Annotated in this window: 19 protein-coding genes; 10 read left to right on the top strand and 9 right to left on the bottom strand. The window is 68.3% G+C overall.

All coding sequences use genetic code 11. The features are described 5' to 3' along the window. Positions 1–127: 127 nt before the first annotated feature. The 10 genes from ACFVJ5_RS29635 to ACFVJ5_RS29590 all read left to right on the top strand — a co-directional run bounded on the left by ACFVJ5_RS29635 (position 128) and on the right by ACFVJ5_RS29590 (position 14,605). Complete coding sequence (locus ACFVJ5_RS29635; protein ID WP_379225086.1) at positions 128–2,806, top strand: valine--tRNA ligase; 2,679 nt, start codon at positions 128–130, stop codon at positions 2,804–2,806. Positions 2,807–2,913: 107 nt separating this feature from the next. After that, complete coding sequence (locus ACFVJ5_RS29630; protein WP_379225127.1) at positions 2,914–4,284, top strand: bifunctional folylpolyglutamate synthase/dihydrofolate synthase; 1,371 nt, start codon at positions 2,914–2,916, stop codon at positions 4,282–4,284. Further along, on the top strand, positions 4,281–4,679 hold the full coding sequence (locus ACFVJ5_RS29625; protein ID WP_379225084.1) for a DUF4233 domain-containing protein: 399 nt from the start codon (positions 4,281–4,283) through the stop codon (positions 4,677–4,679). Before ACFVJ5_RS29630 ends, ACFVJ5_RS29625 begins: the two co-directional genes overlap by 4 nt. Before the next feature lie 52 nt (positions 4,680–4,731). Continuing rightward, entirely contained in the window at positions 4,732–5,148 is a 417-nt protein-coding gene (gene ndk / locus ACFVJ5_RS29620) for a nucleoside-diphosphate kinase (RefSeq protein WP_379225082.1), read from the top strand. A 533-nt stretch (positions 5,149–5,681) separates the two neighbouring features. Next, positions 5,682–8,858, top strand: coding sequence for a translation initiation factor IF-2 N-terminal domain-containing protein (locus ACFVJ5_RS29615; protein WP_379225081.1), 3,177 nt, complete (start codon positions 5,682–5,684; stop codon positions 8,856–8,858). Between the two features lie 261 nt (positions 8,859–9,119). Then, the gene (gene rplU / locus ACFVJ5_RS29610; protein WP_067456085.1) at positions 9,120–9,431 is read left to right on the top strand and encodes a 50S ribosomal protein L21; all 312 of its coding nucleotides are present in this window, start codon (positions 9,120–9,122) and stop codon (positions 9,429–9,431) included. Between the two features lie 24 nt (positions 9,432–9,455). After that, positions 9,456–9,722: a 50S ribosomal protein L27 gene (gene rpmA, locus ACFVJ5_RS29605; protein WP_056821498.1), complete on the top strand. Its 267-nt coding sequence runs from the start codon at positions 9,456–9,458 to the stop codon at positions 9,720–9,722. A gap of 122 nt (positions 9,723–9,844) precedes the next feature. Next, entirely contained in the window at positions 9,845–11,308 is a 1,464-nt protein-coding gene (gene obgE, locus ACFVJ5_RS29600) for a GTPase ObgE (RefSeq protein ID WP_379225079.1), read from the top strand. 105 nt (positions 11,309–11,413) lie between these two features. Further along, positions 11,414–12,529: a glutamate 5-kinase gene (gene proB, locus ACFVJ5_RS29595; RefSeq protein WP_379225078.1), complete on the top strand. Its 1,116-nt coding sequence runs from the start codon at positions 11,414–11,416 to the stop codon at positions 12,527–12,529. A 1,674-nt stretch (positions 12,530–14,203) separates the two neighbouring features. Continuing rightward, positions 14,204–14,605 (top strand): hypothetical protein, encoded by a 402-nt coding sequence (locus ACFVJ5_RS29590; protein WP_379225077.1) that lies wholly within the window; start codon positions 14,204–14,206, stop codon positions 14,603–14,605. Between the two features lie 61 nt (positions 14,606–14,666). Here ACFVJ5_RS29590 and ACFVJ5_RS29585 read toward each other — a convergent pair whose 3' ends face one another. From ACFVJ5_RS29585 to ACFVJ5_RS29545, 9 genes are all read right to left on the bottom strand, one after another. After that, complete coding sequence (locus ACFVJ5_RS29585; RefSeq protein WP_379225075.1) at positions 14,667–15,041, bottom strand: hypothetical protein; 375 nt, start codon at positions 15,039–15,041, stop codon at positions 14,667–14,669. A 36-nt stretch (positions 15,042–15,077) separates the two neighbouring features. Continuing rightward, entirely contained in the window at positions 15,078–15,809 is a 732-nt protein-coding gene (locus tag ACFVJ5_RS29580; RefSeq protein ID WP_379225073.1) for an ESX secretion-associated protein EspG, read from the bottom strand. Between the two features lie 192 nt (positions 15,810–16,001). Continuing rightward, positions 16,002–16,952, bottom strand: a complete 951-nt coding sequence (locus tag ACFVJ5_RS29575) for a D-isomer specific 2-hydroxyacid dehydrogenase family protein (RefSeq protein WP_379225071.1) — start codon at positions 16,950–16,952, stop codon at positions 16,002–16,004. 152 nt (positions 16,953–17,104) lie between these two features. Next, on the bottom strand, positions 17,105–18,064 hold the full coding sequence (ligD, locus tag ACFVJ5_RS29570) for a non-homologous end-joining DNA ligase (protein WP_379225069.1): 960 nt from the start codon (positions 18,062–18,064) through the stop codon (positions 17,105–17,107). 63 nt (positions 18,065–18,127) lie between these two features. Next, positions 18,128–20,302: an MMPL family transporter gene (locus ACFVJ5_RS29565; RefSeq protein WP_379225067.1), complete on the bottom strand. Its 2,175-nt coding sequence runs from the start codon at positions 20,300–20,302 to the stop codon at positions 18,128–18,130. 28 nt (positions 20,303–20,330) lie between these two features. Beyond that, positions 20,331–20,768, bottom strand: a complete 438-nt coding sequence (locus ACFVJ5_RS29560) for an EXLDI protein (protein ID WP_379225065.1) — start codon at positions 20,766–20,768, stop codon at positions 20,331–20,333. 216 nt (positions 20,769–20,984) lie between these two features. Beyond that, positions 20,985–21,374 (bottom strand): hypothetical protein, encoded by a 390-nt coding sequence (locus ACFVJ5_RS29555; RefSeq protein WP_378637387.1) that lies wholly within the window; start codon positions 21,372–21,374, stop codon positions 20,985–20,987. A gap of 83 nt (positions 21,375–21,457) precedes the next feature. After that, on the bottom strand, positions 21,458–23,581 hold the full coding sequence (locus ACFVJ5_RS29550) for a RecQ family ATP-dependent DNA helicase (protein ID WP_379225063.1): 2,124 nt from the start codon (positions 23,579–23,581) through the stop codon (positions 21,458–21,460). A gap of 62 nt (positions 23,582–23,643) precedes the next feature. Beyond that, the gene (locus tag ACFVJ5_RS29545) at positions 23,644–24,867 is read right to left on the bottom strand and encodes an RtcB family protein (protein WP_379225062.1); all 1,224 of its coding nucleotides are present in this window, start codon (positions 24,865–24,867) and stop codon (positions 23,644–23,646) included. Positions 24,868–24,882 lie beyond the last annotated feature (15 nt).

The following is a 24,882-nucleotide window of genomic DNA, read 5'->3' as shown; positions in this document are numbered from 1 at the left end:
TAATCGCCGGTAGGATCAATGCTGTAGACGGAGTCTTCGGTGTCCCTCATCCACCGAAGATTCCGTCTTTTTTTGTGCTCGGGTAGGCGGGGAAAAAGCTGGTTGCCGCTCCCCTTAGGATTGGGACGTGACCAGCGCAGCCCCTGACAACTCGCGTAATCGTGCCGATGCCCTGCCCAAGAGCTGGAACCCCGGCGAGGTAGAGGCCGACCTGTACGAGGGCTGGGTAAACGCCGGGTACTTCGCCGCCGACGCCGCCTCCGACAAGCCGCCGTACTCGATCGTGCTGCCGCCGCCGAACGTCACCGGCACCCTGCACATGGGCCACGCGCTCGACCACACGATCATGGACCTGCTCACCCGCCGCAAGCGGATGCAGGGCTACGAGGTGCTGTGGCTGCCGGGCATGGACCACGCGGGCATCGCGACGCAGACGGTGGTGGAGAAGCAGCTCGCCGTCGACGGCAAGTCCAAAGAAGACTTCGGCCGTGAGCTGTTCATCGACAAGGTGTGGGACTGGAAGCGTGAGTCCGGCGGGCAGATCCAAGGGCAGATGCGTCGCCTCGGCGACGGCGTCGACTGGAGCCGCGACCGCTTCACCATGGACGACGGTCTCTCGCGCGCCGTCCAGACGATCTTCAAGCGGCTCTACGACTCGGGCCTGATCTACCGTGCCGAGCGCCTGGTGAACTGGTCGCCGGTGCTGCAGACCGGCATCTCCGACCTCGAGGTCGACCACAAGGAGGTCGACGGCGAGCTCGTGAGCATGCGGTTCGGCTCGCTGAACGACGACGAACCGCACGTGATCGTGGCCACCACCCGCGTGGAGACGATGCTCGGTGACACCGCCGTCGCGGTGCACCCGGACGACGAGCGGTACAAGGCGCTGATCGGCACCACGCTGTACCACCCGATCACCGGCCGCCAGATCTTGATCGTCGCCGACGACTACGTCGATCCCGAATTCGGTTCCGGCGCAGTGAAGATCACCCCGGCGCACGACCCCAACGACTTCGAACTCGGCCTGCGCCACGGGCTGCCGATGCCGACGATCATGGACAAGACGGGCCGGATCGCCGACAGCGGCACCGAATTCGACGGCATGGACCGGTTCGAAGCCCGCGTCAAGATCCGCGAACGGCTCGAATCCGAAGGCCGCATCGTCGGCCGCAAGTTCCCCTACAAGCACCAGGTCGGTCACTCGGAGCGCTCCGGCGAGCCGATCGAGCCGCGCCTGTCGATGCAGTGGTGGGTCAAGGTCGACACGCTGGCCAAGGCCGCGGGCGACGCCGTGCGCGAAGGCGACGTGAAGATCCACCCGGCCAGCCAGGAACCGCGCTGGTTCGACTGGGTCGACAACATGCACGACTGGTGCATCTCGCGTCAGCTGTGGTGGGGTCACCGCATCCCGATCTGGTACGGCCCCGAAGGCGAGGTCGTGTGCCTCGGCCCCGGCGAGGAAGCGCCCGAGGGCTGGGTGCAGGACCCCGATGTGCTCGACACCTGGTTCTCCTCGGGTCTGTGGCCGTTCTCCACGATGGGCTGGCCCGACTCGACCCCGGAGCTATCGAAGTTCTATCCGACCAGCGTCCTCGTCACCGGTTACGACATCCTGTTCTTCTGGGTGGCCCGGATGATGATGTTCGGCATGTACGTGAGCGACGATCCGGTGCTCACCGCGGGCAAGGGCGGCCAGAAGCAGGTCCCGTTCGAAGACGTGTTCCTGCACGGCCTGATCCGCGACCAGCACGGCAAGAAGATGTCGAAGTCGCGCGGCAACGGCATCGACCCGCTCGACTGGATCAACTCCTACGGCGCCGACGCGTTGCGCTTCACCCTGGCCCGCGGCGCCCAACCCGGCGGTGATCTGTCCGTCGGCGACGCGCACGCGCTGGCCTCGCGCAGCTTCGTCACCAAGCTGTTCAACGCCACCAAGTTCGCCCTGATGAACGGCGCGCGCACGGGCGAACTGCCGCCGCGCGAGTCCCTCACCGACGCCGACCGCTGGATCATCGACCGGCTCGACGCCGTTCGCGCCGAGGTCGACACCGCCTTCGACGCCTACGAATTCGGCAAGGCCTGCGAGGCGCTCTATCACTTCGCGTGGGACGAGCTGTGCGACTGGTACCTGGAGCTGTCCAAGGTGCAGTTCGCCGAATCCGACGCGCGCGCCGAGAGCACCGCGGTGGTGCTCGGCACTGTGCTCGACGCGGTGCTTCGCCTGCTGCACCCGGTGATCCCGTTCGTCACCGAGACCCTGTGGAAGGCGCTCACCGGCGGCGAATCGGTGGTGATCGCCGCGTGGCCGCAGGCCAGTGGCGTCGCGACCGACGAACTCGCCGCGCAGCGAGTGGCCGATACGCAGCGATTGATCACCGAGATCCGCCGGTTCCGCGGCGATCAGGGCCTGGCCGACAAGCAGAAGGTGAAGGCCACCCTCGTCGGGATCGAGCAGGTCGGGCTCGGCGGTTTCGCCGACTCGGTGGCCAACCTGGCCCGACTCACCGAACCGGGCGAGGACTTCGCCACCACCGCCGAGGTGGAGGTGCGACTGTCCGGCGGCACCGTCACCGTGCAGCTCGACACTTCCGGCGCGATCGACCTCGACGCCGAGCGTCGCCGGTTGGAGAAGGATCTCGCGGCCGCGCAGAAGGACCTCGACACCACCACGGCCAAGCTCGGCAACGAGGCCTTCCTGGCCAAGGCGCCGCAGCCGGTCGTCGACAAGATCACCGGTCGACGTGATGTGGCCGCGGCCGAAGTCACGCGCATCGGCGCCCGCCTGGCGGAGCTGAGCGCCAAGTGAGCGACATGGGCCCCGGTGACCTCGACCCCGAAGACGCCGACTTCGGTGGCAGCGACTACAGCGCGGCCCAGCGCAGCACCGGGCCGTCGCCGGTCGACCTCGCCGAGATGGCGCTGGTAGAGGCCGAGCTCGACAAGCGCTGGCCCGAAACCAAGATCGAACCGTCGCTCACCAGGATCGCCACCCTGATGGATCTGCTGGGCAACCCGCAGAACAACTATCCGGCGATCCACGTGGCGGGCACCAACGGCAAGACCTCGGTGACCCGGATGATCGACGCCCTGCTCACCGCGCTGCATCGGCGCACCGGCCGGATCACCAGCCCGCACCTGCAGCTGGCGACCGAGCGGATCAGCATCGACAACGCGCCGATCTCCCCGGCCGACTATGTGGCGACCTATCACGAGCTCGCGCCCTATATCGGCATGATCGACCAGCGTTCCGCCGAATCCGACGGCCCGGCGATGAGCAAGTTCGAGGTGCTCACCGGCATGGCCTACGCGGCGTTCGCCGAGGCGCCGGTCGACGTGGCCGTCGTGGAAACCGGGATGGGCGGTACCTGGGACGCCACCAATGTGATCCACGCGCAGGTCGCGGTGATCACCCCGATCGGCCTCGACCACACCGACTACCTCGGTCCCGACCTCGAGTCGATCGCCAAGGAGAAGGCCGGGATCATCAAGCGCGCACCCGAGGCGCTGATCCCGACCGACACCGTCGCGGTGATCGCCGAGCAGGAGCCCGAGGTGATGGACGTGCTGCTGCGCCGGGCCGTCGCCGAGGACGCCGCGGTGGCCCGCGAGGGCGCGGAGTTCCGGGTGCTGGAACGGGGCGTCGCCGTCGGTGGACAGCTGCTCACCCTGCAGGGGCTCGGCGGCGTCTACGACGAGATCTTCCTGCCACTGCACGGCGAGCACCAGGCCCGCAACGCGGCGCTGGCGCTGGCCGCGGTGGAGGCGTTCTTCGGGGCGGGCGCGGATCGTCAGCTCGATATCGACGCTGTGCGCGCCGGCTTCGCGACGGTGGCGAGCCCGGGGCGGATGGAACGGATGCGCAACGCGCCGACCATCTTCGTCGACGCCGCCCACAACCCGGCGGGTGCGCAGGCGCTGGCCGCGACGCTCACCGGCGAGTTCGACTTCCGCAAGCTGGTCGGGGTGGTCGCGGTGCTCGCCGACAAGGACGCGGCCGGGATTCTCGACGCGCTCGAACCGGTCTTCGACGAAATCGTCGTCACCAGCAACGGCTCCCCGCGGGCCATGGACGTGGACGCACTGGCCGACCTGGCCGTGCAGCGGTTCGGCGACGAACGAGTGATCACCGCCGAGACCCTGCCCGACGCGCTGGAGTCGGCGATCGCGCTGGCCGAGCAGGCGGGCGACGAGGGCGATGTGATCTCCGGTGCCGGCGTGGTGGTCACCGGGTCGGTCGTCACCGCGGGTGCCGCGCGCGCCCTGTTCGGAAAGGCTCCGGCATGAGTGAAGAAGTGCCTCCTCCCGCCAACGATCCGTGGAAGGGTCTGCGCGGTGTCATGGCGGGGACGTTGATCCTCGAGGCGATCGTGGTGCTGCTGGCGCTGCCGGTGGTCGCCGACGTCGGCGGCGGTGTCACGTGGTTCTCCGGAACCTATCTCGTGGTGCTCTCGTTGCTGATGATCCTGGGCGCGGGTGTACAGCGGAAGCCGTGGGCGATCCCGTTCAACCTGGGCCTGCAGGTGCTGCTGCTCGCGGGCGCCTTCATCCACCTCTCGATCGGCGTGATCGCGGTGGTGTTCATCGCGGTCTGGGCGTTCATTCTCGTGCTGCGCTCGGACGTCCAGCGCCGTATGGACGCGGGACTGCTCCCCAGCCAGCGGATGGGCACCAAGTCCTGACCGCTCGAGGGCCCGATCGGCGTGCTGACACGGCCGACGCTAGGGTTACCCCGTGACTGAGCAGACGTTGGTACTCATCAAGCCGGACGGTGTCTCCCGAGGCCTCACCGGCGAGATCCTCGCGCGTATCGAGCGCAAGGGCCTCACTTTCCAGGCGCTGGAGCTGAAGAACGTGTCCGCGGAACTCGCGGCCGAGCACTACGCCGAACATGCCGAGCGGCCCTTCTTCGGCTCGCTCATCGAATTCATCACCTCCGGCCCGGTCGTCGCGGCCGTGCTCGAAGGCCCGCGCGCGATCGCGGCGTTCCGTCAGCTCGCCGGTGGCACCGACCCGGTGGAGAAGGCCGTGCCCGGCACCATCCGCGGCGACTTCGGCCTGGAGACCCAGTGCAACCTGGTCCACGGATCCGACTCGCCCGAGTCCGCCAAGCGCGAGATCGCGCTCTGGTTCCCCGAATTTCCCGCCTGACCCGCAGCGGTCAGCAGCGCAGCAAAGGGAGAAGGACACCCGGTCAGGCGGCATCGAACTCCGCTCGGCCGGGGCGCCCTCGCTTGCCGGATCCACCGGGTGATACCACGGCCGTGAGCAGGGCGGAGTTCGCGTGAGTTGCGCCGATGGCGATCCCCGCGCGAACCGTATGGGATACTGATTACGGATGTGTTCGACGCCGACCTGTCGCGCAGGTACGTGACGCGGTGTCGGACATGACCGGATGACACCGCGGTTGATGCCGATCATCGCTGCCACGGACGGCCCTGTTGCTGGGGTTGCCCGCGCAGGCACGCTGGATGAGCGCTCGAAAGCGCGGTGCCACGCCGTACAGCCAGGCGCCGTGTGACCGGTTGGCCCGCCAGATGATCGATCAAGGTGCGACCGGACACGCGGGGCGAGACCAGATGACCCTCGTACCATCGGGTACGAGGTGCACGGACGATGCCCCCGCGTCGGCCGCGTCACTCCCGTACCGGGGAAGGACGCGCCCGGGGGCCCGAGGAGACTTCGTGGCCGAAAAAGAGCCGCTGGACACAACACAACAGGATGCCGATCAATTGCCGGAGCGAATTCGAGTTCATGCACTGGCCAAACGGTTGGGAGTGACCAGCAAACGCATCCTGGCCAAACTGGCCGAGTTGGGCGCCGAGGCGCGCAGCGTTCAATCCAATGTCGACCGTTCGGTCGCCGAAACGGTGCGCGACGCGATCGCCGCCGCGGACGCCGAACCCGGCGAACCTTCAGCACCCGCACCCGCGACGCGCGCGAAAAAGAGCGCCGCGTCCACCCCCGTCGCCGAGCAGCCGGCCGACACGTCAGCGGCGCCCGCGTCGCTGTTCTCCGCGCCCCACGTCGCGCGCACCGACGAGGTGTTCGCCGCGATGCGCGAGGACGCGCACACGGATCTGTTCACCCACCGGGCGTCGGAATCCCCCGTGCGGGCCGAGCCGGTGACCTTCGAGGCGCCCGCCTCGGTGGATATGCCGTTGTTCCTCCCGCCGGACGCCACCGCCGCCGAGGAGACCCGTAAGCGCCGTCGCGCCGAGCGGGCCCCCAAGAAGACCGAAGAGCCCGCCGCGCCGCCGGTGGAGGAAACCGTCGCGCCCAAGGCCGAGGAGCTCGACGCCGAGGCCGAGGCCGAGGACGCCGATCAGTCCGGTGAGAACGACGCCGACGGCCAGCCGCGCCGCCGCCGTCGTGGCCGCCGTGGCCGGGGCCGTGGTCGTGGCGAGCAGTCCGCCGACGGCGACGACACCGAGTCCGACGCCGATGACGACGACACCGACGAGGCCGAGCAGCCGGCCGAGCAGGTCACCGCCGAGGCCGAGCAGGCCGAGGACACCGAGTCCGACACCGATGACGAAGACGGCTCCTCCGATGGCGCGAGCCGTCGTCGCCGTCGTCGTCGCCGTCGCAAGGTCGGTGGTGAGTCCGGCGACGCCGAGGCGGCCACCGAAGACGATCCGCCGAACACCGTCGTGCACGAGCGCGAACCCCGCAACAAGCGTCGCGAACGTTCCAGTGCGAACAACCCCGACGAAGTGCAGGGCATCTCCGGCTCCACCCGCCTGGAAGCCAAGCGTCAGCGTCGCCGTGACGGCCGGGAAGCCGGGCGTCGCCGTCCGCCGATCCTGACCGAGTCGGAGTTCCTGGCCCGCCGCGAGGCGGTCGACCGGGTGATGGTCGTGCGCGAGAAGGCGTTCGACCCCGCTGAGCACGCGCCGGGTCACCAGACCACCACCCAGGTGGCGGTCCTCGAGGACAACATCCTCGTCGAGCACTTCGTGACCAGTTCCGGTCAGGCGTCGATGGTGGGCAATGTCTACCTCGGCAAGGTGCAGAACGTGCTGCCCAGCATGGAGGCGGCGTTCATCGACATCGGCCGCGGCCGCAACGGTGTGCTCTACGCCGGTGAGGTGAACTGGGAAGCCGCCGGTCTCGGCGGTCGCGAGCGCAAGATCGAGCAGGCGCTCAAGCCCGGTGATCAGGTGCTGGTGCAGGTGTCCAAGGACCCGGTCGGGCACAAAGGCGCCCGCCTCACCACCCAGATCTCCCTCGCGGGTCGCTTCTTGGTGTACGTGCCGGGTGGCACCTCCACCGGGATCAGCCGCAAGCTGCCCGACACCGAGCGCAAGCGTCTCAAGGAGATCCTGCGCGAGATCGTCCCGTCCGACGCCGGGGTGATCATCCGGACCGCGTCCGAGGGTGTCAGCGAGCCCGAACTGGCTCGCGACGTCGAGCGGCTGCAGGCCGCCTGGCGCACCATCGAAGAGGCCGCCGCCAAGGAGACCAACGCACCGAAGGCCCTCTACGAAGAGCCCGACATGCTGGTCAAGGTCATCCGTGACCTGTTCAACGAGGACTTCGCCAAGCTGGTCATCGAAGGTGACCGCGCGTGGAGCACCGTCGAGACCTACGTCCGCACCGTGGCGCCCGACCTGCTGGGGCGGGTCAACCGGCACGAGAACAACGGTGTCGACGTGTTCGACGCCTTCCGGATCGACGAGCAGCTGGCCAAGGCGCTCGATCGCAAGGTGTGGCTGCCCTCGGGCGGCACCCTCGTGATCGACCGCACCGAGGCGATGACCGTCGTCGACGTCAACACCGGCAAGTTCACCGGGTCGGGCTCGTCGAACCTCGAAGAGACCGTCACCAAGAACAACCTGGAAGCGGCCGAAGAGATCGTGCGCCAGATGCGGCTGCGCGATATCGGCGGCATGATCGTCGTCGACTTCATCGACATGGTCCTCGAATCCAACCGTGACCTGGTGCTGCGTCGTCTCACCGAGGCGCTCGGACGTGACCGCACCCGCCACCAGGTGTCGGAAGTCACCTCGCTGGGCCTGGTCCAGATGACCCGCAAGAAGCTGGGCACCGGACTGGTCGAGGCCTTCTCGACCACCTGTGAGCACTGCCACGGTCGCGGCATTCTCGTGCACTCCTACCCGGTGGATTCCGGGTCCGGAGTGGAGGAGCCGCGTTCGAAGGAGGGCGGTTCGCGCCGTCGTCGCGGCAAGGATCGCGACAAGCCCGCCGCCACCGCGGCGCCGGCGACCAACGGCACCGCACCGGCCGCCGAGCACGCCGAAGAGGACATCGCGGTCAAGCGGGCCCACCCGGTGGTGCTCGCGATGGCAGGTCATCACGACGACGAGCACGGCGACGAGCACACCGAGGTCGTCGAGGAAGCGCCCGCCGAGCCCACCAGGTCGCGGTCGCGTTCGCGGTCGCGTCGTTCGGGTCGTGGCGTCGCCGCGGCGAACACCGAGCAGAGCACCGAGGGTCCGCTCACCGGGGTCATCTCCGGCGAGGCCGAGCCCGAGGCCGTCGAGGTCGAGGAAGAGGAAGAGGTAGTGATCTCGGCCCCGGCCGAGACCGCCGCTGTCGTCGAGACGCCGGTCGTCGAGACCCCGCAGCCGGAACCGGCTCCGGTCGTCGAGCCCGAACCGGCTGCCGCCGCCGAGGAACCCGCACCGCGGGCGCCTCGTAGGCGTCGCGTAGCCCGGTCGACGGCAGCGCCAGCACCGGACAGCGCGGGCGCCGTGTTCGTCCTGTCGGCGAACGAGCAGCCGCCCGCGGCCGCCGTCGTGGACTTCGCGGCGGAGCCCGTGGTCGTCCCGGAGCGCAAGCCGCGTCGTCGCGCCGTGGGTCGTCCCGCGGGCGCGCCGGCCGCCGAATCGAAGTAGCCCGATGCTTGCGTGCGCGGATCGCTCCTCGCACGCAAGCCCTCGATTCGGCCCCTGACCGGCCGAATTGGGGGAGTGGATACCATTCTGGTAACCTAGGTCGGTCGCTGCCCAGTGATTGAGCATCCAGCCGAGCAGGCCGGGTGATACCGCAGGCAGCAAACGTTCTTCCCCCGCTCGTGCGGGGATGAGCCCAGGAATACGCGTCGCAGCTGCGGCGTGGACATGTGCAGGACCAATGTGAGTGGAGGAAGCCGACCGATGGCAGCGTACGCAATCGTCAAGACCGGCGGAAAGCAGTACAAGGTCGCGGTCGGTGACCTGGTGAAGGTCGAGAAGATCGAGGGCGCGGTCGGCACCGCCGTGGCGCTGACCCCGGTTCTCGTCGTCGACGGCACCGATCTGACCACCGACGCCGACAAGCTGGCCAAGATCTCCGTGGCCGCTGAGGTCATCGACCAGACCAAGGGCCCGAAGATCCGGATCCACAAGTTCAAGAACAAGACCGGCTACCACAAGCGCCAGGGTCACCGTCAGCCGCTGACGGTCATCAAGGTCACCGGCATCAAGTAAGAATTTTCCCGAGGAGACGAAGCAATGGCACATAAGAAGGGCGCATCCAGCTCCCGGAACGGCCGCGATTCGAACGCCCAGCGCCTCGGCGTGAAGCGTTTCGGCGGCCAGAAGGTCAGCGCGGGCGAGATCCTGGTCCGTCAGCGTGGAACTCACTTCCACCCGGGCGTGAACGTCGGCCGTGGTGGCGACGACACGCTGTTCGCCCTCGAGGCGGGCGCGGTCGAGTTCGGCACCAAGCGTGGCCGCAAGACCGTCAACATCGTCGTACCGGAGCCGGTCCAGGCCTGACCGCCTGGAGCTTCGCTCCCCACAGACACCAGAGCGGGTCAGGGTTGATTCCCTGACCCGCTCTGTCGTGTTCTCCCCACCCCTTACCGCAAACGACTAGTCAGAAGGAGGAGGATCAACCCATGTCCAAATTCATCGACCGCGTCGTGCTGCATGTTCGTGCCGGTAGAGGTGGACACGGTTGCGCCTCGGTGCATCGTGAGAAGTTCAAGCCGCTCGGCGGGCCCGACGGCGGCAACGGCGGCAGCGGTGGCGACGTGATCCTCGAGGTCGACGCCAACGTCCACACCCTGCTCGATTTCCACTTCCACCCCAACGCCAAGGCCGGCAACGGCAAGCCGGGCGAGGGCAGCAACCGAGAGGGCAAGAACGGCGCCGATCTGGTGCTGCAGGTCCCCGACGGCACGGTCGTCGTCGATGACGACGGCAAGGTGGTCTGCGACCTCGTCGGCGCGGGCAACCGATTCATCATCGCCCGTGGCGGCCGCGGTGGCCTCGGCAACGCCTCGCTGGCGTCCAAGGCACGCAAGGCGCCCGGTTTCGCGCTGCTCGGTGAAGAGGGCGACGAGGTCGACGTCGTACTCGAGCTGAAGTCGGTCGCCGACGTCGGACTTGTCGGCTTCCCGTCCGCGGGCAAGTCGTCGCTGGTCTCGGTGCTGTCCGCGGCCAAGCCGAAGATCGCCGATTACCCGTTCACCACGCTGGTCCCCAACTTGGGCGTCGTGCTGTCCGGTGACACGACCTTCACCATCGCCGACGTGCCCGGCCTGATCCCCGGTGCCAGCGAAGGCCGCGGCCTCGGCCTGGACTTTCTGCGCCACATCGAACGCTGCGCGGTGCTCGCCCACGTCGTCGACTGCGCGACCCTGGAACCCGGCCGCGACCCGGTCTCCGACGTCGATGCACTCGAGGCCGAGCTCGCTGCCTACAAGCCCGCCTTGTCAGGTGACGCCGGCCTCGGTGACCTGGCCGACCGCCCGCGCGTGGTCATCCTCAACAAGACCGACGTGCCCGATGCGGCCGAGCTGGCCGAAATGGTGTCCGCTGAGTTCGCCGAGCGTGGCTGGCCGGTGTTCGAGATCTCCGCCGTGAGCCGCGCGGGCCTGCGCCCGTTGACTTTCGCGCTGGCCGACATGGTTCGTCAGTATCGCGAAGATCACCCCAAGGCCGCGCCCAAGCGCACGATCATCCGCCCGATCGCGACCGACGAGACCGGTTTCAGCGTCATCGCCGACCCGGAGGAGGCGGGTGGTTTCATCGTGCGCGGCACTCGCCCCGAGCGCTGGATTCGCCAGACCGACTTCAACAACGACGAGGCCGTCGGCTACCTGGCCGACCGGTTGGCTCGCCTCGGTGTCGAAGCCGAGCTGGTCAAGCAGGGTGCGCAGCCGGGCTGCCCGGTCACCATCGCCGGCGTGACCTTCGAATGGGAGCCGATGATCTCGGCGGGTGTCGACATGCAGCCGACCGGCCGCGGAACCGACCTCCGGCTCGAGACCAACGATCGTATCGGTGCGGCCGAGCGCAAGCTCGCCTCGCAGGCGCGGCGTGGTCTGCTCGACGAAAACGGCGAACGCAAAGAGTGAGGTGAGTCGCGCCCGGCGAAATCGGCTGTCGGGCGCGACCGTTGGATCGGCATACTGCGATGGTTGACGAGGTAGCTCGGTGATCGTGGTGCAGGGAGTTGAACGATGCAGGTGGGTTCGGAGCTGAGTCAGGGACGCGCGGCGATCGTGTCGGCGCGCACCGTGGTGGTGAAGATCGGCTCGTCGGCGTTGACCAGCCTCGAAGGTGGCCTCGACACCGCGCGCCTCGATCTGCTGGCCGACGCGGTCGAGGCGCGGATGCGGGCCGGTTCGGACGTGGTGGTCGTGTCCTCGGGCGCGATCGGCGCGGGAATCGCTCCGCTCGGTCTGTCGAAGCGGCCCAAGGATCTGGCGACCAAGCAGGCCGCGGCCAGTGTCGGTCAGCTGGCTCTCGCCCACGCGTGGGGAACGTCGTTCGCCCGCTATGACCGCACCGTCGGCCAGATCCTGCTCTCCGCCGATGATTTCGCCCGGCGTGAGCATCACCGCAATGCCCAGCGCACGCTGGACCGGTTGCGTTCGCTCGGTGCGATCGCGGTGGTGAACGAGAACGATACGGTCGCTACCGAGGAGATCCGCTTCGGCGACAACGACCGCCTCGCCGCCCTGGTGGCGCACCTGGTGGGCGCCGACGCTCTGATCTTGCTGTCGGACGTGGCCGGGCTCTACGACGGCGATCCGCGCAAGGGCGCCGCCAATTTCATTCCCGAGGTGCGCAGCAGTGCCGACCTCGACGGCGTTATCGCGGGTAGCGGTGGCGCGCTCGGGACCGGTGGCATGGCCTCCAAGCTCTCTGCCGCCCGGCTCGCCGCCGATGCGGGCATCCCTGTTCTGCTGGCCTCGGCCGCTGACGCCTCGGTTGCCCTCACCGGCGGCACGGTGGGTACGGCGTTCGCTGCTCGCCCGATTCGGCTCTCCGGTCGTAAGTTCTGGGTTCGCCATGCCGCTGATCCTCGTGGCGCGGTTCTGCTCGATGCGGGGGCGGTTGATGCGGTGGCTCAACGACACTCGTTGTTGGCGGCGGGCATCACCGGTATTCGTGGACGGTTCTTCGGGGGGGATGTGGTCGATCTGGTCAGTCCTGAAGACGAGGTTGTCGCTCGGGGGGTTATCGAATATGACAGTGCTGAGCTCAGCTCTATGCTCGGCCGTTCCACTACTGATCTTCCGGAGACGATGCAACGTCCGGTGATTCATGCGGACGATCTGGTCAAGGTCTGAACAGGACTTCTGTTTGTTCGGGCTGCTTATGTGGTTGACGGCCGCGTCTGCGAAGAGATGACCTGGGTTTGAGTAGTCCGGGAAGCACTGGCTGTTTGTTGGCGCGCTGGCGCGCGCGTGTCCGCGGCCCTGAGGGGCCGCCGGTTAGCCGCCGGTGCTTGCTCCTTCGTCGCCTACGCACCGGCGGCTAACCGGCGGCCCGGCCGCGGACCGGCCACTTCGTGGCCGCCGCTCCCTAGGGGTCGCGGGGGCGGGGCTGGGAGTGCGGTCATGGCGGATTCGAGGATTGACGGTGTGGCTGAGTGGCGCGGGTGGTGGGCCCAGGGTTTGACCGTGTGGCTGGTGGTGCGAGTGGTCGGCCCAGGGTTTGACCGTGTGGGTGGTGGTATGGCCGGCCCAAGCTTTGACGGTGTGGCTGGTGGCGCGGGGTGGTCGGCCCAGGGTTTGACGGTGGCTGGTAGTGCGGGTGGCCGGCCCAAGGCATGTGGGTGTGGTTGGTGATGTGGGTGGCCGGCCTCTGGGTGTGGCTGGTGTGCGGGGATGGCTGGCCTGGGGTTTGTGGGTGTGGATGGGAGGTCCGGGTACTTCGCAGAAGGGCTCGTTGACGTACCGGTGTCGGTGATCTACCGCTGAGGGACTACTCCTGGCTGGTCGGTCTCGGGCGGCGGTGCCTTGGGTGTGGCGGGCTGTGACGGTGACACGTCGGACCCGGGAACCGGGCCGGTGACGCCGGGCTGGCCGCCTGGGTCGGACATGTCGGGCATGCCTGGCAGCGGAAGTGGTTGTGGCGCTTGGCGACCGGGGGGTGCCGGTGAGGCCGGTTGTTCCGATGTCGGTGCGGGGGCTTCGGTCGGCCGGGGGGTCTCTCCGGTCGGGGGCTTCGGTGCCGGCGGGTTCGAATCCTGCTGTGTTGGTAGCTGGTTCGGCTGCGTGGGCGGGGGAGCGGGTGCCTCGCTGGGCGAGCTCGTCGGCGGAATGGTTGGGCCCTGGCTCGGTGGAGCGGGCCGTTCGGTGGACGGCGCCGGCGCTTCGGTAGTGGGTGCGGGCGCTTCAGTCGGCGCCGGTGCTTGGGTGGGCGGTGCTGGCGGTTCGGTGGTGGGTGCAGGTGCTTCGGAAGATGGTGCTGGAGCTTCGGTGGTAGGTGCGGGCGCTTCAGTAGTCGGCGCCGGTGCTTGGGTGGGCGGTGCTGGCGGTTCGGTGGTGGGTGCGGGCGCTTCGGTGGTGGGTGCGGGCGCTTCGGAAGATGGTGCTGGAGCTTCGGTGGTGGGTGCGGGCGCTTCGGTAGGCGGCGCTGGCGGCTCTGCGGTGGGTGCGGGCGCTTCAGTAGACGGTGCCGGCGCTTCGGTGGTGGGGGCAGTAGGATCGGATGTCGGCGATTGTGGAGTGGCGCTCTGGCCTTGGGGTGCAGGGCTTTCCGATGGTGCGGGGTTTTTGCCTGGTGTCACAGTGTCGCCAGGTGCCGGTGCATCACCGGGCGTCGCGCCGGGTTCGGGTTCCTGGGGAGAATCGGGCGAATTGCCTTGTGGCGCGGAGGGACTCGTGCCGGGCCTGGGGGTCGACCCGTTGCCCGGCGACGGGGAACCACCTCGGCCCGAAGGCGATTCTGTCTCCCCTGGTGCGGTGGGCAGCGCTGGGACACCGGTTCCGGCAAGCGAATACGCCGGTTTGTAGATCATGTTCATCGCCAGCACGGCTTCCTGGCGCAACGCCTCGGCCGCCATCTGCGCGTCGATCACCTGCGCGCTCTCCAGCAGTCGGGCGATCGCTCCGATCGGGCCCGAACCGCCCGGCGCCACAACGGCCAGCTTCACGGCTTCGGCGGCCGCGGCGACACCGCCGAGGCGGGCGCCGACTTCGGCCATCACCACGGCCAGTTCGTCGATGGAGGCGGCGAAGCTGCGGGTGCTCGCGGCGGCGGCATCGGCTGCGGCGCCGGACCAGCCGGTGTCGTTGATCACCCGGTCGGCGCTGGATTTGGTCAGCGGCATCGAGGTGGTGAGGGTGGCGGCGGTCTCCAGCCAGGTCATCGACGCGCCGAGGATGGCACCGGCGTCGATCTGCTGGGCGCGCGTGTAGATCTGTTCGTGCGGCATGGATTCGAAATGTTCCATCGCACTGATGTAGGTGGGGTCGGTGCTCATCCGCGCACCCTCGTATCGACGGCGCGCAGGGCGGCGGCCGCTGCGGCGTCGGCTTCCTCGTAGAGGCCCGCGCTGAGCAGGAACGCCTCTTTCATCCGGTAGGCCGCCTCGATGTAGCGATCGAGCAGTTCGGCGGCGTCGCGTGCCTTGTGCGCGAAGCCCGCCTGTAGCTGCTGGGCGGAGACGAATCCGCCGAATCCCTCTGCCTCGGAAGCGTTCTCGAGCCCCTGCCGCAGCTGGGCGAGATGCTCGGCCTGCTGTTCGTAGAGGTCGGCGCACCGGCGCGCGGCATCGGGGTCGAACGTCAGTGTCCCCGCCGCGGCGGCGCTGCGGAACCGGGAGATCTCGGCTCTGCTGCTCTCGATCGTCATCGCGTCTCCCCTCCAGATGATGCGGTGGAGTCCAGGTTAGCCGGACCTTCTGCTGTGCGAACTGTGCGCCGGCACCAATCTGCGCTGTAATTGCGCGGCCAGTTGCCCAGTGGACGCGGGCACCACGTGCACGGTTTCGCCCGCTCGCAGCAGGTAGCGGCCGTCGTTGGCCACGTCGATCCAGCTATAGTGCACCGGTGGGCTCGGCACCGGACGGTCGAGCCCGGTTTCGATGCGGATGTGGCCCTCGGCGGTGTGCGGCCTGCGCAATAATCGCTGGATGCGCGGCACGGCGGGATGGGTCGCGAGCACGGTTTCCTCGTCGCGCACCGCATCGGTCGCGGCCTCGCGCGCGGGTTCGCGTCCGGGTGGGGTATCGGGCAGGCAGGCGGTGACGCGTGCGCCGATCCCCGCGGTGTGCCCGATCGAAACACGCACGCTGCCACCGTAATCGGGCCGGGTACTGGGTTCCTGCACTACCAGGACCGCGTGGTCGTAGACCGCGCAGGCCAGCAGCCGGATTTCGCTGCCGGGAGTATGGGCGCCGCCGACCAGCACGATCCTGGCGTGCGGTTCGGCGATGATCCGCAGACAGGCGGCGAGGTCGGGGTCGCCCCCGCGTAGTCGGTCGTCGAGTCCCGCGCGTAATCGGGCCGCGTCGTTCTCGGTGCGCGGCGACTCGAGCACGCGCAGCGGAAAGGGCATGCGATCCTGACCCGATTCCCGCCAGACGTGCGCGAATTCGTCAGCGGTGAAGGTCCATCCCATTGCCGATCCCATCCTTACCGAACCAGGACGAGGACAGCCTAACCCGCGCTGTCCGATTCCGGCGTGCCGATCGAGCCTCATACCTCCGAACGGAATCTTTTCCCGCGCTGAGTACCTCGGCTGAGTATTTCGGTGGACGCTGAGGTCGGCGAACCCTTCTACGATCGCCGCCTGGGTGAGCGGCCGGACCGCTCAGTAACCGCGCGCGGTATCGATGATCGCGTCCAACGGCTCGCCCGCGACGAACCGCGCCACATTCGCGCCGACATGATCGGCGAACGCCGCCAACCGCAACTGCGGTGGGTTCGAATCGTGCGGGGTGATGATCGCGTTCGGCAATGTCCACAGCGGGTGCCCGTCGGGCAGCGGTTCCGGGTCGGTGACGTCGAGTCCGGCGCCTCCGATCAACCCGCCGGTCAGCGCGTCGACCAGCGCGTCGGTGTCGATCAGGCTGCCACGGGCCACATTGATCACCCACGACGACGGCTTGAGCCTGGACAGTTCGTCGGCGCCGATGAGGTGGCGGGTCTGCGCCGTGGCCGGTGCCGCGACCACCACATGATCGGTGTGCGACCACACCCGCGCGAGCTGATCGGTCGGCACCGTCTCGACATCGGCGGGAATGCCGGTGCCGGTCACCGGACGTCCCGACCGGTTCACCGCGATCACATGGGCGCCCAGCGGAGCCAGCATCGGGATCAACGCGCGACCGATCCCGCCGGCGCCGACGATCGTCACGGTCTTGCCGCGCAACGATCCGACGTGCGGGAAGAACTCCCGCTGCTGCCACGACGTCGCCCGCAACTGTTCGGGCAGGTACCGCACCCCGGCCAGCAACAGCATCAGCGCGTGTTCGGCGACACTGTGCGAGAACGCCCCGGCCGCGGAGGTGAACACCACCTCCGGATGCGCGGTGAACACGCCCGCGTCGAAGAAGTCCTCGATCCCCGCGGCGGGCAACTGCGCCCAGCGCACCGACGACGGCAGGGTCGCCGGAAAATCACCGGGCTTGCCGGTCCAGATCAGTGCGTCGGCCTCCGCTAGCTCACCGACCCGAGCGCCCGCTCCGACGACCGCTTTCTCGAGCAAGCGCGGCGCCGGCTGGTCCGGGGCGATCGCGATCGTGGTCGCGGATTCCTGCACAGAGACCTCCTGGGTCGATCGGCTGCCTGTGCCGCACTGCGGCTCGAGCGCTGTCCTCGGCACCGCACGCGGTCCCGCACTGTGATTCTTCCTGGTCGCTGTCGACAGCGCCCCCGCACCCTCCCCGGTCTCGCGAAGTCGTCCAGGACTGCTCACTGTTCGTCGAGGTCGACGAGTTCCTCGACGCCGTGCCGGTCGGCCAGTTCCAGCAGGGGCGCGATGTCGAAGACGGCGTTGTCCATGTCGGCCTGTAGGTCGCCGAGTTCGGCGTAGCGGGCAGGCACGGTCTTGATGGTGAAGTCGCGGGGCACGATGTCGTCGATCTCGGTCCAGCGAACCGGCGTCGACACGGTGGCTTCCGGTACGCCGCGCACGGAGTAGGCGGCGGCGATGGTGTGGTCGCGCGCGTTCTGGTTGTAGTCGACGAACAGTTGCGCGGGATCGCGGTCCTTGCGCCACCAGGCCGTCGTGACATCCTCGGGCGCACGCCGTTCGATCTCCTGCGCGAACGCGAGCGCGGCCCGTCGGACATCCTGGAACCCGTACTCCGGCGCGATCCGCACGTACACGTGCAGTCCGGACCCACCGGAGGTCTTCGGCCAGCCGACCGCTCCGAGCTCGTCGAGCACCTCGTGCACCACCCCGGCCACTCGCTGCACCCGCGACCACGGGCAGTCGGGCATCGGATCGAGGTCGATGCGCCATTCGTCGGGTGACTCGGTATCGGATGCCCGCGAATTCCAGGGATGGAACTCCACCGTGGACATCTGCACAGCCCAGATCACGTCGGCGAGCTCGTGCACGCAGAGCTCGTCGGCATGCCTGCCGTAGCGCGGAAAATACACGCGCACGGTCGGGATCCAGTCCGGCGCACCCGCGGGCACGCGCTTCTGGTGCACCTTTCCGCCCGGCAGACCCTTGGGAAATCGGTGCAACATGCAGGGCCGATCTCGCAGGGCGTTGACGATCCCGTCCCCGACGCTCAGGTAGTACCGCGCCAGGTCGAGCTTGGTCACGCCGAGCTCGGGAAAATACACCCGGTCGGGATTGCTGACCCGCACCGTGTGCTCACCCACCGGTAGTTCGACCGCAGGCGCCGCAGACTTGGCCACCCGCCCAACGATAGACGAGCAGGCCCGCCCCCGCGGGGGAGCGAGCCTGCGTCGGTGTGGCCGTTACCAGCGGCTGTGCTCCGCCGGCGGGGTGTAGTAGCTCTCGGCGTAGGAGTGCTCCGCCCAGCGCGACTTCGCGTCCGCGTCGCTGTCACCACCGTGGCCCGGCCACCACGCGCGCCGCCCGAGCAGCGCGGTCACCGCGGGAGTGAAGAACAGCGCCATCACGAACGCGGCGATCGCGATGCCCACGGAGATGGCGAAGCCCATCTGCGACAGGGTGCTGTTGCCCGCCAACATCATCGAGGCGAAGGTGCCCGCCAGGATGAGTCCGGCCGCCGCGACGGTCGGCCCGGTGTGCCGCACGGCCAGCGCCGCTGCTTCCCGTGGCGTGTGCCCCTCGCGGGCTTCCTCTCGCAACCGGGCGACCATCAGGATGTTGTAGTCGGTGCCCAGCGCGACGACGAACAGGTACATGATCACCGGCAGCGTGAAGATCAGGCCGTTCTCACCCTGGATCTGCTGGAACACCAGCACCGTGGCACCCAGGGTCGCGGCGAAGCCGAGGAACACCGAGGCCATCAGATACCAGGGTGCGACGAGACTGCGCAGCAGCAGCGCCAGCACGAGCATGATCAGGATCGCGGCCACCGGGAAAACGATCGCGTAGTCGTGGTTCATCGCGTCCTTGAAGTCCACGAACACCGCGGTCATGCCGCCGACCGCCGCCGTGGCCCCCGCGGGCGCCGCCTGATGCGCGACATCACGCAGCGGACCGGCCACCGTGTCGAGCGCGGCATCGGATTCCGGTGCGTTGGCCAGCGTCACCTGGAAGTTCGCGATCGTGCGGTCCGGTGACAGCTGCGCCTGCCCGACCTGCCCGACGCCCTCGACCTGGGTCAACGCCGTGCGGTAGGTCGTGAGCTGGTCCTCGCTCAGCGCTGCGCCGGGCGAGTGCAGCAGCACATCGGAGGGCTGGGTGGCGCCCGCGGGCATTCCCTTGAGCAGCTCGGTGGTGAAGGCCACCGACTCGGAGGCGTCGGAGGTGGAACCCGAGCTCAGATCGAAGGTCGGGTTGAAGCCGACCGCGAACACCCCGAGCGCCACCAGCACACCGCCGGAGGCGACGGCGAACACGCCGGGCCGCCTGCCCATCGCCGCACCGATCGCGCCGAACCGCGCGCCCCTCGGCTCGACCTGCCACGCCTTCGACGGCCAGAACACCTTGGTGCCCAGCAGGGAGACGATCGCGGGTACCAGCGTGAGACCGGCCAGCAGCGCCACCGCGACGGCGATCGCCAGCGCGGGGCCCATCGCCCGGAACATGCCGAGGCTCGACAGGGTCAGCGCCATGAACGCGATGATCACGGCGGCCGCCGCCGAGGTGATGGCCTCGCCGACGCGGGCCACGGCGTTGATCATCGCGGTCTTCGGATCGTCGCCCGCTCGCAGCCGTTCCCGGTAGCGGAACATCAGGAACAGGATGTAGTCGGTGCCGACGCCGAACAGCACGACCAGCAGGATGGCGCTGATCGAGGTGTCGATGTCGAGGTCGAATGCCTTGGCCGCCATGGCGATCAGGCCGCTGACGGTGCTCGAGATCGCGCCGATGGTGATCACCGGCAGCAGGGCGATGACCGGGCTGCGGAAGATGATCAGCAGCAGCAGCAGGATCAGGACGATGGTGGCGATGCCGATGATCGCCATGCCCTTCTCGCCCTCCTCGGTCTGATCGAGGGTCTGTGCCGCCGTGCCGGTGATGCCCGCCTTCAACCCGGTGTCACGCACCTGTTCCTTCAGCTGTTCGCGCAGGCTCTTCACCGCCTCGCCCTGCGTCTTGTCGGCGGCGTCGGTGAGCTTGGTCATCTGCACCGCGACGACCTGGACCAGGCGATTCTCCGACGGTGGTGTCACCTGAATGCCGGTGACCCCCTTGATGTTGCGTGCGGTGAGCGCTGCCGCGGCCGCGTTGACCGCAGCCGAGTCGTCGTCGGTCAGCGCCGTACCGTCCGCGCGGACCATCACGATGAGCGCGGCGGGCGCGGCATGCTGCGGAAATGCCTGCTCCTGCAACTTCATCGCCTGGATCGACTCGTAATGTGAAGGCAGGAACTCGGATTGGTCGGTCGTCGCGGTGAGCGTCGGCGCCGTCGACAACACGGCGACGATCGCGAGCACCCACAGCCCGATCACTTTCCAGGGATGGTGGACGACGACGCGTCCCAGTCTGGCGAACATAGTGGTAGGTCCTTTCCGGCCTGGCTGGTCAGATATCGAGGTCGTGGTTGCGCGGGTGCTGGACGCGGTCGACGATCATCAGGTGGACCTTCGGGGAGACCAGTGGGCGCAGCGCGTCGAGCGAATCGACCACCTCGGTGGTGTAGTCGCCCCAGCTCTGCTCGCCCTTGCCGAGGATCGATCGCCAGTTCTTCCAGTCCACGGTCCAGTCGCCGAGCTCGTTGTAGTCCGACCACGCGGAGGTCTGCTTGTGCACCAGGAAGTTGCCCTTACGGGTGAGGTAGACGCGGATTGTCTCGATGGCCTTGCGGGTTACCCGGCGTGACTGGCCGACCTGTCGGCCGGTGAAGCGCTGGGTGCGGCCGCCACCGGGACCGACCTTGACGAGGATCGGGGCGAACCCGTCGTTGTCGGTGTTCAGCTCGGTGGTGTCTACGGCAGTGTCGTACGCGGGTTCGATGGTCATCGATTGCTCCGATTCGATAAGGCAGTGCGCATGTGGGCATGGGTGTACGAGCGGCGTGCCCTGTGTTTCGGGCCGTCGTCGTGGGTCTGTGTTCAGTTGTGCGGTAGCGGTACTCGTTCCGTCCGACTCACTATAAGTAGAAGTATACGTATAGAGCAAGAGGCAAAAAAAGTCCGCACGGATCGACTCCGTGCGGACCGCTCCGTGCTGGGCGAACTACAGCTCGTACACGCCGAACGCCCGATTCTGGATGCACATCGGCATCACGTGGACCCGGTCTGTCCATTCGAATCTCGCTGCCGCCTCGACGGTTTCGCGTTCGGCCACGCACACGCTCGCGGTGCCCGGCATGGTCAACGGATTGAGCACCGCCAGGGGGATGCCGGCGTGGACGCCGCTGTAGAGCCCGCCGCTGAAGCACAGCGGCGTGATGGCGATGCCGCGGATCGCGCTCTCGCGGTCGGCGGCAGCCTGGGCGCCGGGGACGCCGGCGCAGTCGAGCGGGTTCTCGTTCGACGCCTGGGCGGGAACGGTCAAGAGGGTGAATCCGGCCGCACAGCCCGCGGCAACGGCCATCAGGGTTCGAGCAAATGTGGTCCTGGTCATAGGCGCATTCAAGCACTGGTGGTGATGGGTGCACACAATCTGGGCGGCGTGTTGGGCTGTGTTTTCGGCGTGCCGGGGCTGGGTCAGGTAGGGGTGGCAAGCGCGAAGGGAAGGACCGCGTCGGCGCCACTGGCGCGCAGGGCGTGGGCGGCGACGGTCATTGTCCAGCCGGTGTCGGTGAGGGTGTCGACGAGCAAGATCGGTCCGTCGACCCCGGACAGATCGGGGACCTCCCAGGAGTCGAACAGCCCGGCCACTCGGTGAGCGGAGTTCGCCGCGGAGACCGGGGGCCGGTCGGGTCTGGTGTGGAGGGTGCCGAGGTTGTCGAGGCGGCCGATCTGGGCCAGGCGTTCGGCGAGGCTGGTGGTGAGCTGGGGGTAGCGGGGGGATTCGAGAGCCAGCACCGAGGTGGGACGGGTGGCCCAGGTCCAGTCACGCAGTACCGCGATGCAGGCGTCGAAGACCGCGTCGGGGACCGGTGCGTCGGGGGCGTCGAGCAGGGCGCGCAGCCGCATGCCCCAGCCCAGGTCGGTGAGTCGGCCGAGCACACGGCCGGTCTCGGCACCGCCGGAGATCTTGCCCGACAACGGGATGCCCAATTTCGCCATGCCGCTCGGCCACTGTTTGCGGGGGGCCAGGTCGAGGCCCGGACGGTCGAGACGGGCTCGGGTGGCGGCGATCGCGGCGTCGTCGACGGTGGTGTCGGCACGGGTGCCGGTGCAGTTGTCGCAGCGGCCGCAATCGAGATCCGCGGTCGCGAGCCCGTCCAGGCCGGGGTCGTCGAGTTGGCGGCGCAGGAAGGTCATCCGGCACGAAGGCGTCGACTGATAATCGATCATCGCCTGTTGTTCGGCGTCGCGTGCCGCGGCCAGGCCCTCGTAGCGCTCGGTGTCGTAGGTCCAGTCCTGGCCGGTCGAGAGCCACCCGCCGCGCACCCGGCGCACGGCGCCGTCGACGTCGAGCACCTTCAGCACCATCTCGAGACGCGACCGGTTCAGCTCGACGAGCGGTTCGAGCGCCACCGTCGACATCGCCCGATCGGTGTCCAGCGCGGCGAGCACCGAGCGCACGATGTGTTCACGCGGGAAGGCCACGGAGGCGAAGTAGCTCCAGATCCGCGCGTCCTCGGGGCCGGGCAACAGGACGACCTCGGCGCGTTCGGTACCGCGCCCCGCACGGCCGACCTGCTGGTAGTAGGCGATCGGCGAGGACGGCGCACCGACGTGCACGACGAATCCGAGATCCGGCTTGTCGAAACCCATGCCCAGCGCCGACGTCGCGATCAACGCCTTGACCTCGTTGTTCAGCAGCGCGGCCTCGAGCACCTCGCGTTCGGCCGGGTCGGTCTGGCCGGTATAGGCGGCGACGGTGTGGCCGTGTGAATTCAGCAGGTCGGCCAGATCATTGGCCGCCGCGACCGTGAGGCAGTAGATGATGCCCGAGCCCGGCATCCGATGCAGCTGTTCACCCAGCCACGCCGTGCGCTGCACCGCGTCGTCGAACCGCACCACCGACAGGTGTAGTGATTCGCGATCCAGCGTGCCGCGCAACACCAGCGTGTCGGTGCCGATCTGCCCGGCCACGTCGGTGACCACCCGGTCGTTGGCGGTCGCGGTGGTCGCCAGGACCGGCACCTCCGATCCGAGGTCGGCGATCAACGTGCGGATGCGGCGGTAATCGGGCCGGAAATCGTGGCCCCAGTCCGACACACAGTGCGCCTCGTCGATGACGACGAGCCCGGCATCCGCAGCCAGACGCGGCAGCACCTGATCGCGAAAGTCGGGGTTGTTCAACCGTTCCGGGCTCACCAGCAGCACGTCGACCGCACCGTCGGCCACCCGCTGATGGATCTCGTCCCACTCGGTGACATTGCCCGAGTTGATCGTGGCCGCCACCACCCCGGCCCGCTCGGCGGCCGCCACCTGGTTGCGCATCAACGCCAGCAGCGGCGACACGATCACCGTCGGCCCACGCCCCGCTCCGCGCAGCAACTTGGCCGCGATGAAATACACCGCCGACTTGCCCCACCCGGTCCGTTGCACGACCAGCGCCCGCCTGCGCTGCACCACCAGCGCTTCGATCGCGATCCACTGATCCTCCCGCAACCGCGCATCGGCTCCGGCGAGCTCACGAAGCAGCTGTTCGGCTCGTTCGCGCAGGTCAGGAGCCGTCAGGTCGAGCACATCGTTGCCTGCGGGTGAGGTCATGCGCCTATCGTGCCGTACACCTCCGACAGGTTCGATGGGCAACACAGACAGCCGACGATGCATCAGCCCTTCACACAGAGCACCTGACGCAGCGTCGCCACCACATCGACTAGATCGGCCTGCGCCGCGATCACCTGATCGATGTCCTTGTACGCGGCCGGGATCTCGTCGACCACGCCCGCGTCCTTGCGTGATTCCACACCCTCGGTCTGTGCGACCAGATCCGCGACCGTGAACTGCCGCTTGGCCGCCGACCGGCTCAATCGCCGACCCGCACCGTGCGAGGCCGACTGGAACGACGCCGGATTCCCCTTGCCCCGCACCACATACGACCGCGTCCCCATCGAACCCGGAATCAACGCGAGTTCACCGTATCCGGCCCGCACCGCGCCCTTGCGGGTCACCAGCATCGGCTCACCGTCGATGATCTCCTCGGCCACATAGTTGTGATGACAGGAAATGGGCTCGTCGAAACGCACCTCGCGCCCGGCGAATTCATCGCGTACCGCACGGCACACCAGCGACAGCATCACCGCACGATTACGCGCGGCGTATTCCTGCGCCCAGGTGAGGTCGCGCCGGTAGGCGTCCATTTCCGCTGTCCCGGAGACGAAGACGGCCAGATCGCGATCCGGCAGCGACTGGTTGTGCGGCAGCGCGCGGGCCACCGCCATGTGCCGCTCGGCGAGTTCCTTGCCGATATTGCGCGAACCGGAGTGCAGCAGAATCCAGACGGCGTCGTCCTGGTCGAGGCAGACCTCGATGAAGTGATTGCCCGACCCGAGCGATCCGATCTGCTTGTGCGCCTTGGACTCCAGCTGGGAGACCCCGGGATGCAGCTCGCCGAACGAACGCCAGAACCGCTCCCAGCTGTTGGCCCGCAACGCGGCCTGCCCATGCGACCCCGCGAACTCCGCACCCAGCTTCGTGACGTTCACCGCGTCCTTGTGCGCCTGGAAGCCGACCGGTACCGCGCTCTCGATCCGGCTGCGCAACGCGCGCAGGTCACCCGGCAGGTCGGCGGCGGTGAGATCGGTCTTCACGCTCTCCATCCCGCACCCGATATCCACCCCGACCGCGGCAGGCGCCACCGCATCACGCATCGCGATCACGGACCCGACCGTCGCCCCTTTGCCCAGGTGCACATCGGGCATCACGCGCAGTCCATGCACCCATTCCAGGTTCGCGATATTGCGAAGCTGGCGCAGCGCTGACTGCTCGATCTCGTGCTCGTTGGCCCACATGAGCGTCTGCGCTCGCGTACCGCGCAGCTCGACGGGAAACATGGTCGGTCCTCTCCT

This window comes from Nocardia sp. NPDC127606, from assembly GCF_042671725.1.
In the GTDB taxonomy this organism is placed as follows: Bacteria; Actinomycetota; Actinomycetes; order Mycobacteriales; family Mycobacteriaceae; genus Nocardia.
The sequence above is the reverse complement of the archived record's forward strand: the minus strand, read 5'-3'. Positions and strand labels throughout refer to the sequence as shown.

Coding starts and splice junctions, on each gene's coding strand:
- ACFVJ5_RS29590 (WP_379225077.1), top strand. CDS start 14,204: ATGTTCATCGCCAGCACGGCTTCCTGGCGCAACGCCTCGGCCGCCATC.
- rpmA (WP_056821498.1), top strand. CDS start 9,456: ATGGCACATAAGAAGGGCGCATCCAGCTCCCGGAACGGCCGCGATTCG.
- ACFVJ5_RS29630 (WP_379225127.1), top strand. CDS start 2,914: ATGGCGCTGGTAGAGGCCGAGCTCGACAAGCGCTGGCCCGAAACCAAG.
- rplU (WP_067456085.1), top strand. CDS start 9,120: ATGGCAGCGTACGCAATCGTCAAGACCGGCGGAAAGCAGTACAAGGTC.
- ACFVJ5_RS29550 (WP_379225063.1), bottom strand. CDS start 23,581: ATGACCTCACCCGCAGGCAACGATGTGCTCGACCTGACGGCTCCTGAC.
- proB (WP_379225078.1), top strand. CDS start 11,414: ATGCAGGTGGGTTCGGAGCTGAGTCAGGGACGCGCGGCGATCGTGTCG.
- obgE (WP_379225079.1), top strand. CDS start 9,845: ATGTCCAAATTCATCGACCGCGTCGTGCTGCATGTTCGTGCCGGTAGA.
- ACFVJ5_RS29555 (WP_378637387.1), bottom strand. CDS start 21,374: ATGACCAGGACCACATTTGCTCGAACCCTGATGGCCGTTGCCGCGGGC.
- ACFVJ5_RS29560 (WP_379225065.1), bottom strand. CDS start 20,768: ATGACCATCGAACCCGCGTACGACACTGCCGTAGACACCACCGAGCTG.
- ACFVJ5_RS29580 (WP_379225073.1), bottom strand. CDS start 15,809: ATGGGATGGACCTTCACCGCTGACGAATTCGCGCACGTCTGGCGGGAA.
- ACFVJ5_RS29545 (WP_379225062.1), bottom strand. CDS start 24,867: ATGTTTCCCGTCGAGCTGCGCGGTACGCGAGCGCAGACGCTCATGTGG.
- ACFVJ5_RS29565 (WP_379225067.1), bottom strand. CDS start 20,302: ATGTTCGCCAGACTGGGACGCGTCGTCGTCCACCATCCCTGGAAAGTG.
- ACFVJ5_RS29625 (WP_379225084.1), top strand. CDS start 4,281: ATGAGTGAAGAAGTGCCTCCTCCCGCCAACGATCCGTGGAAGGGTCTG.
- ACFVJ5_RS29585 (WP_379225075.1), bottom strand. CDS start 15,041: ATGACGATCGAGAGCAGCAGAGCCGAGATCTCCCGGTTCCGCAGCGCC.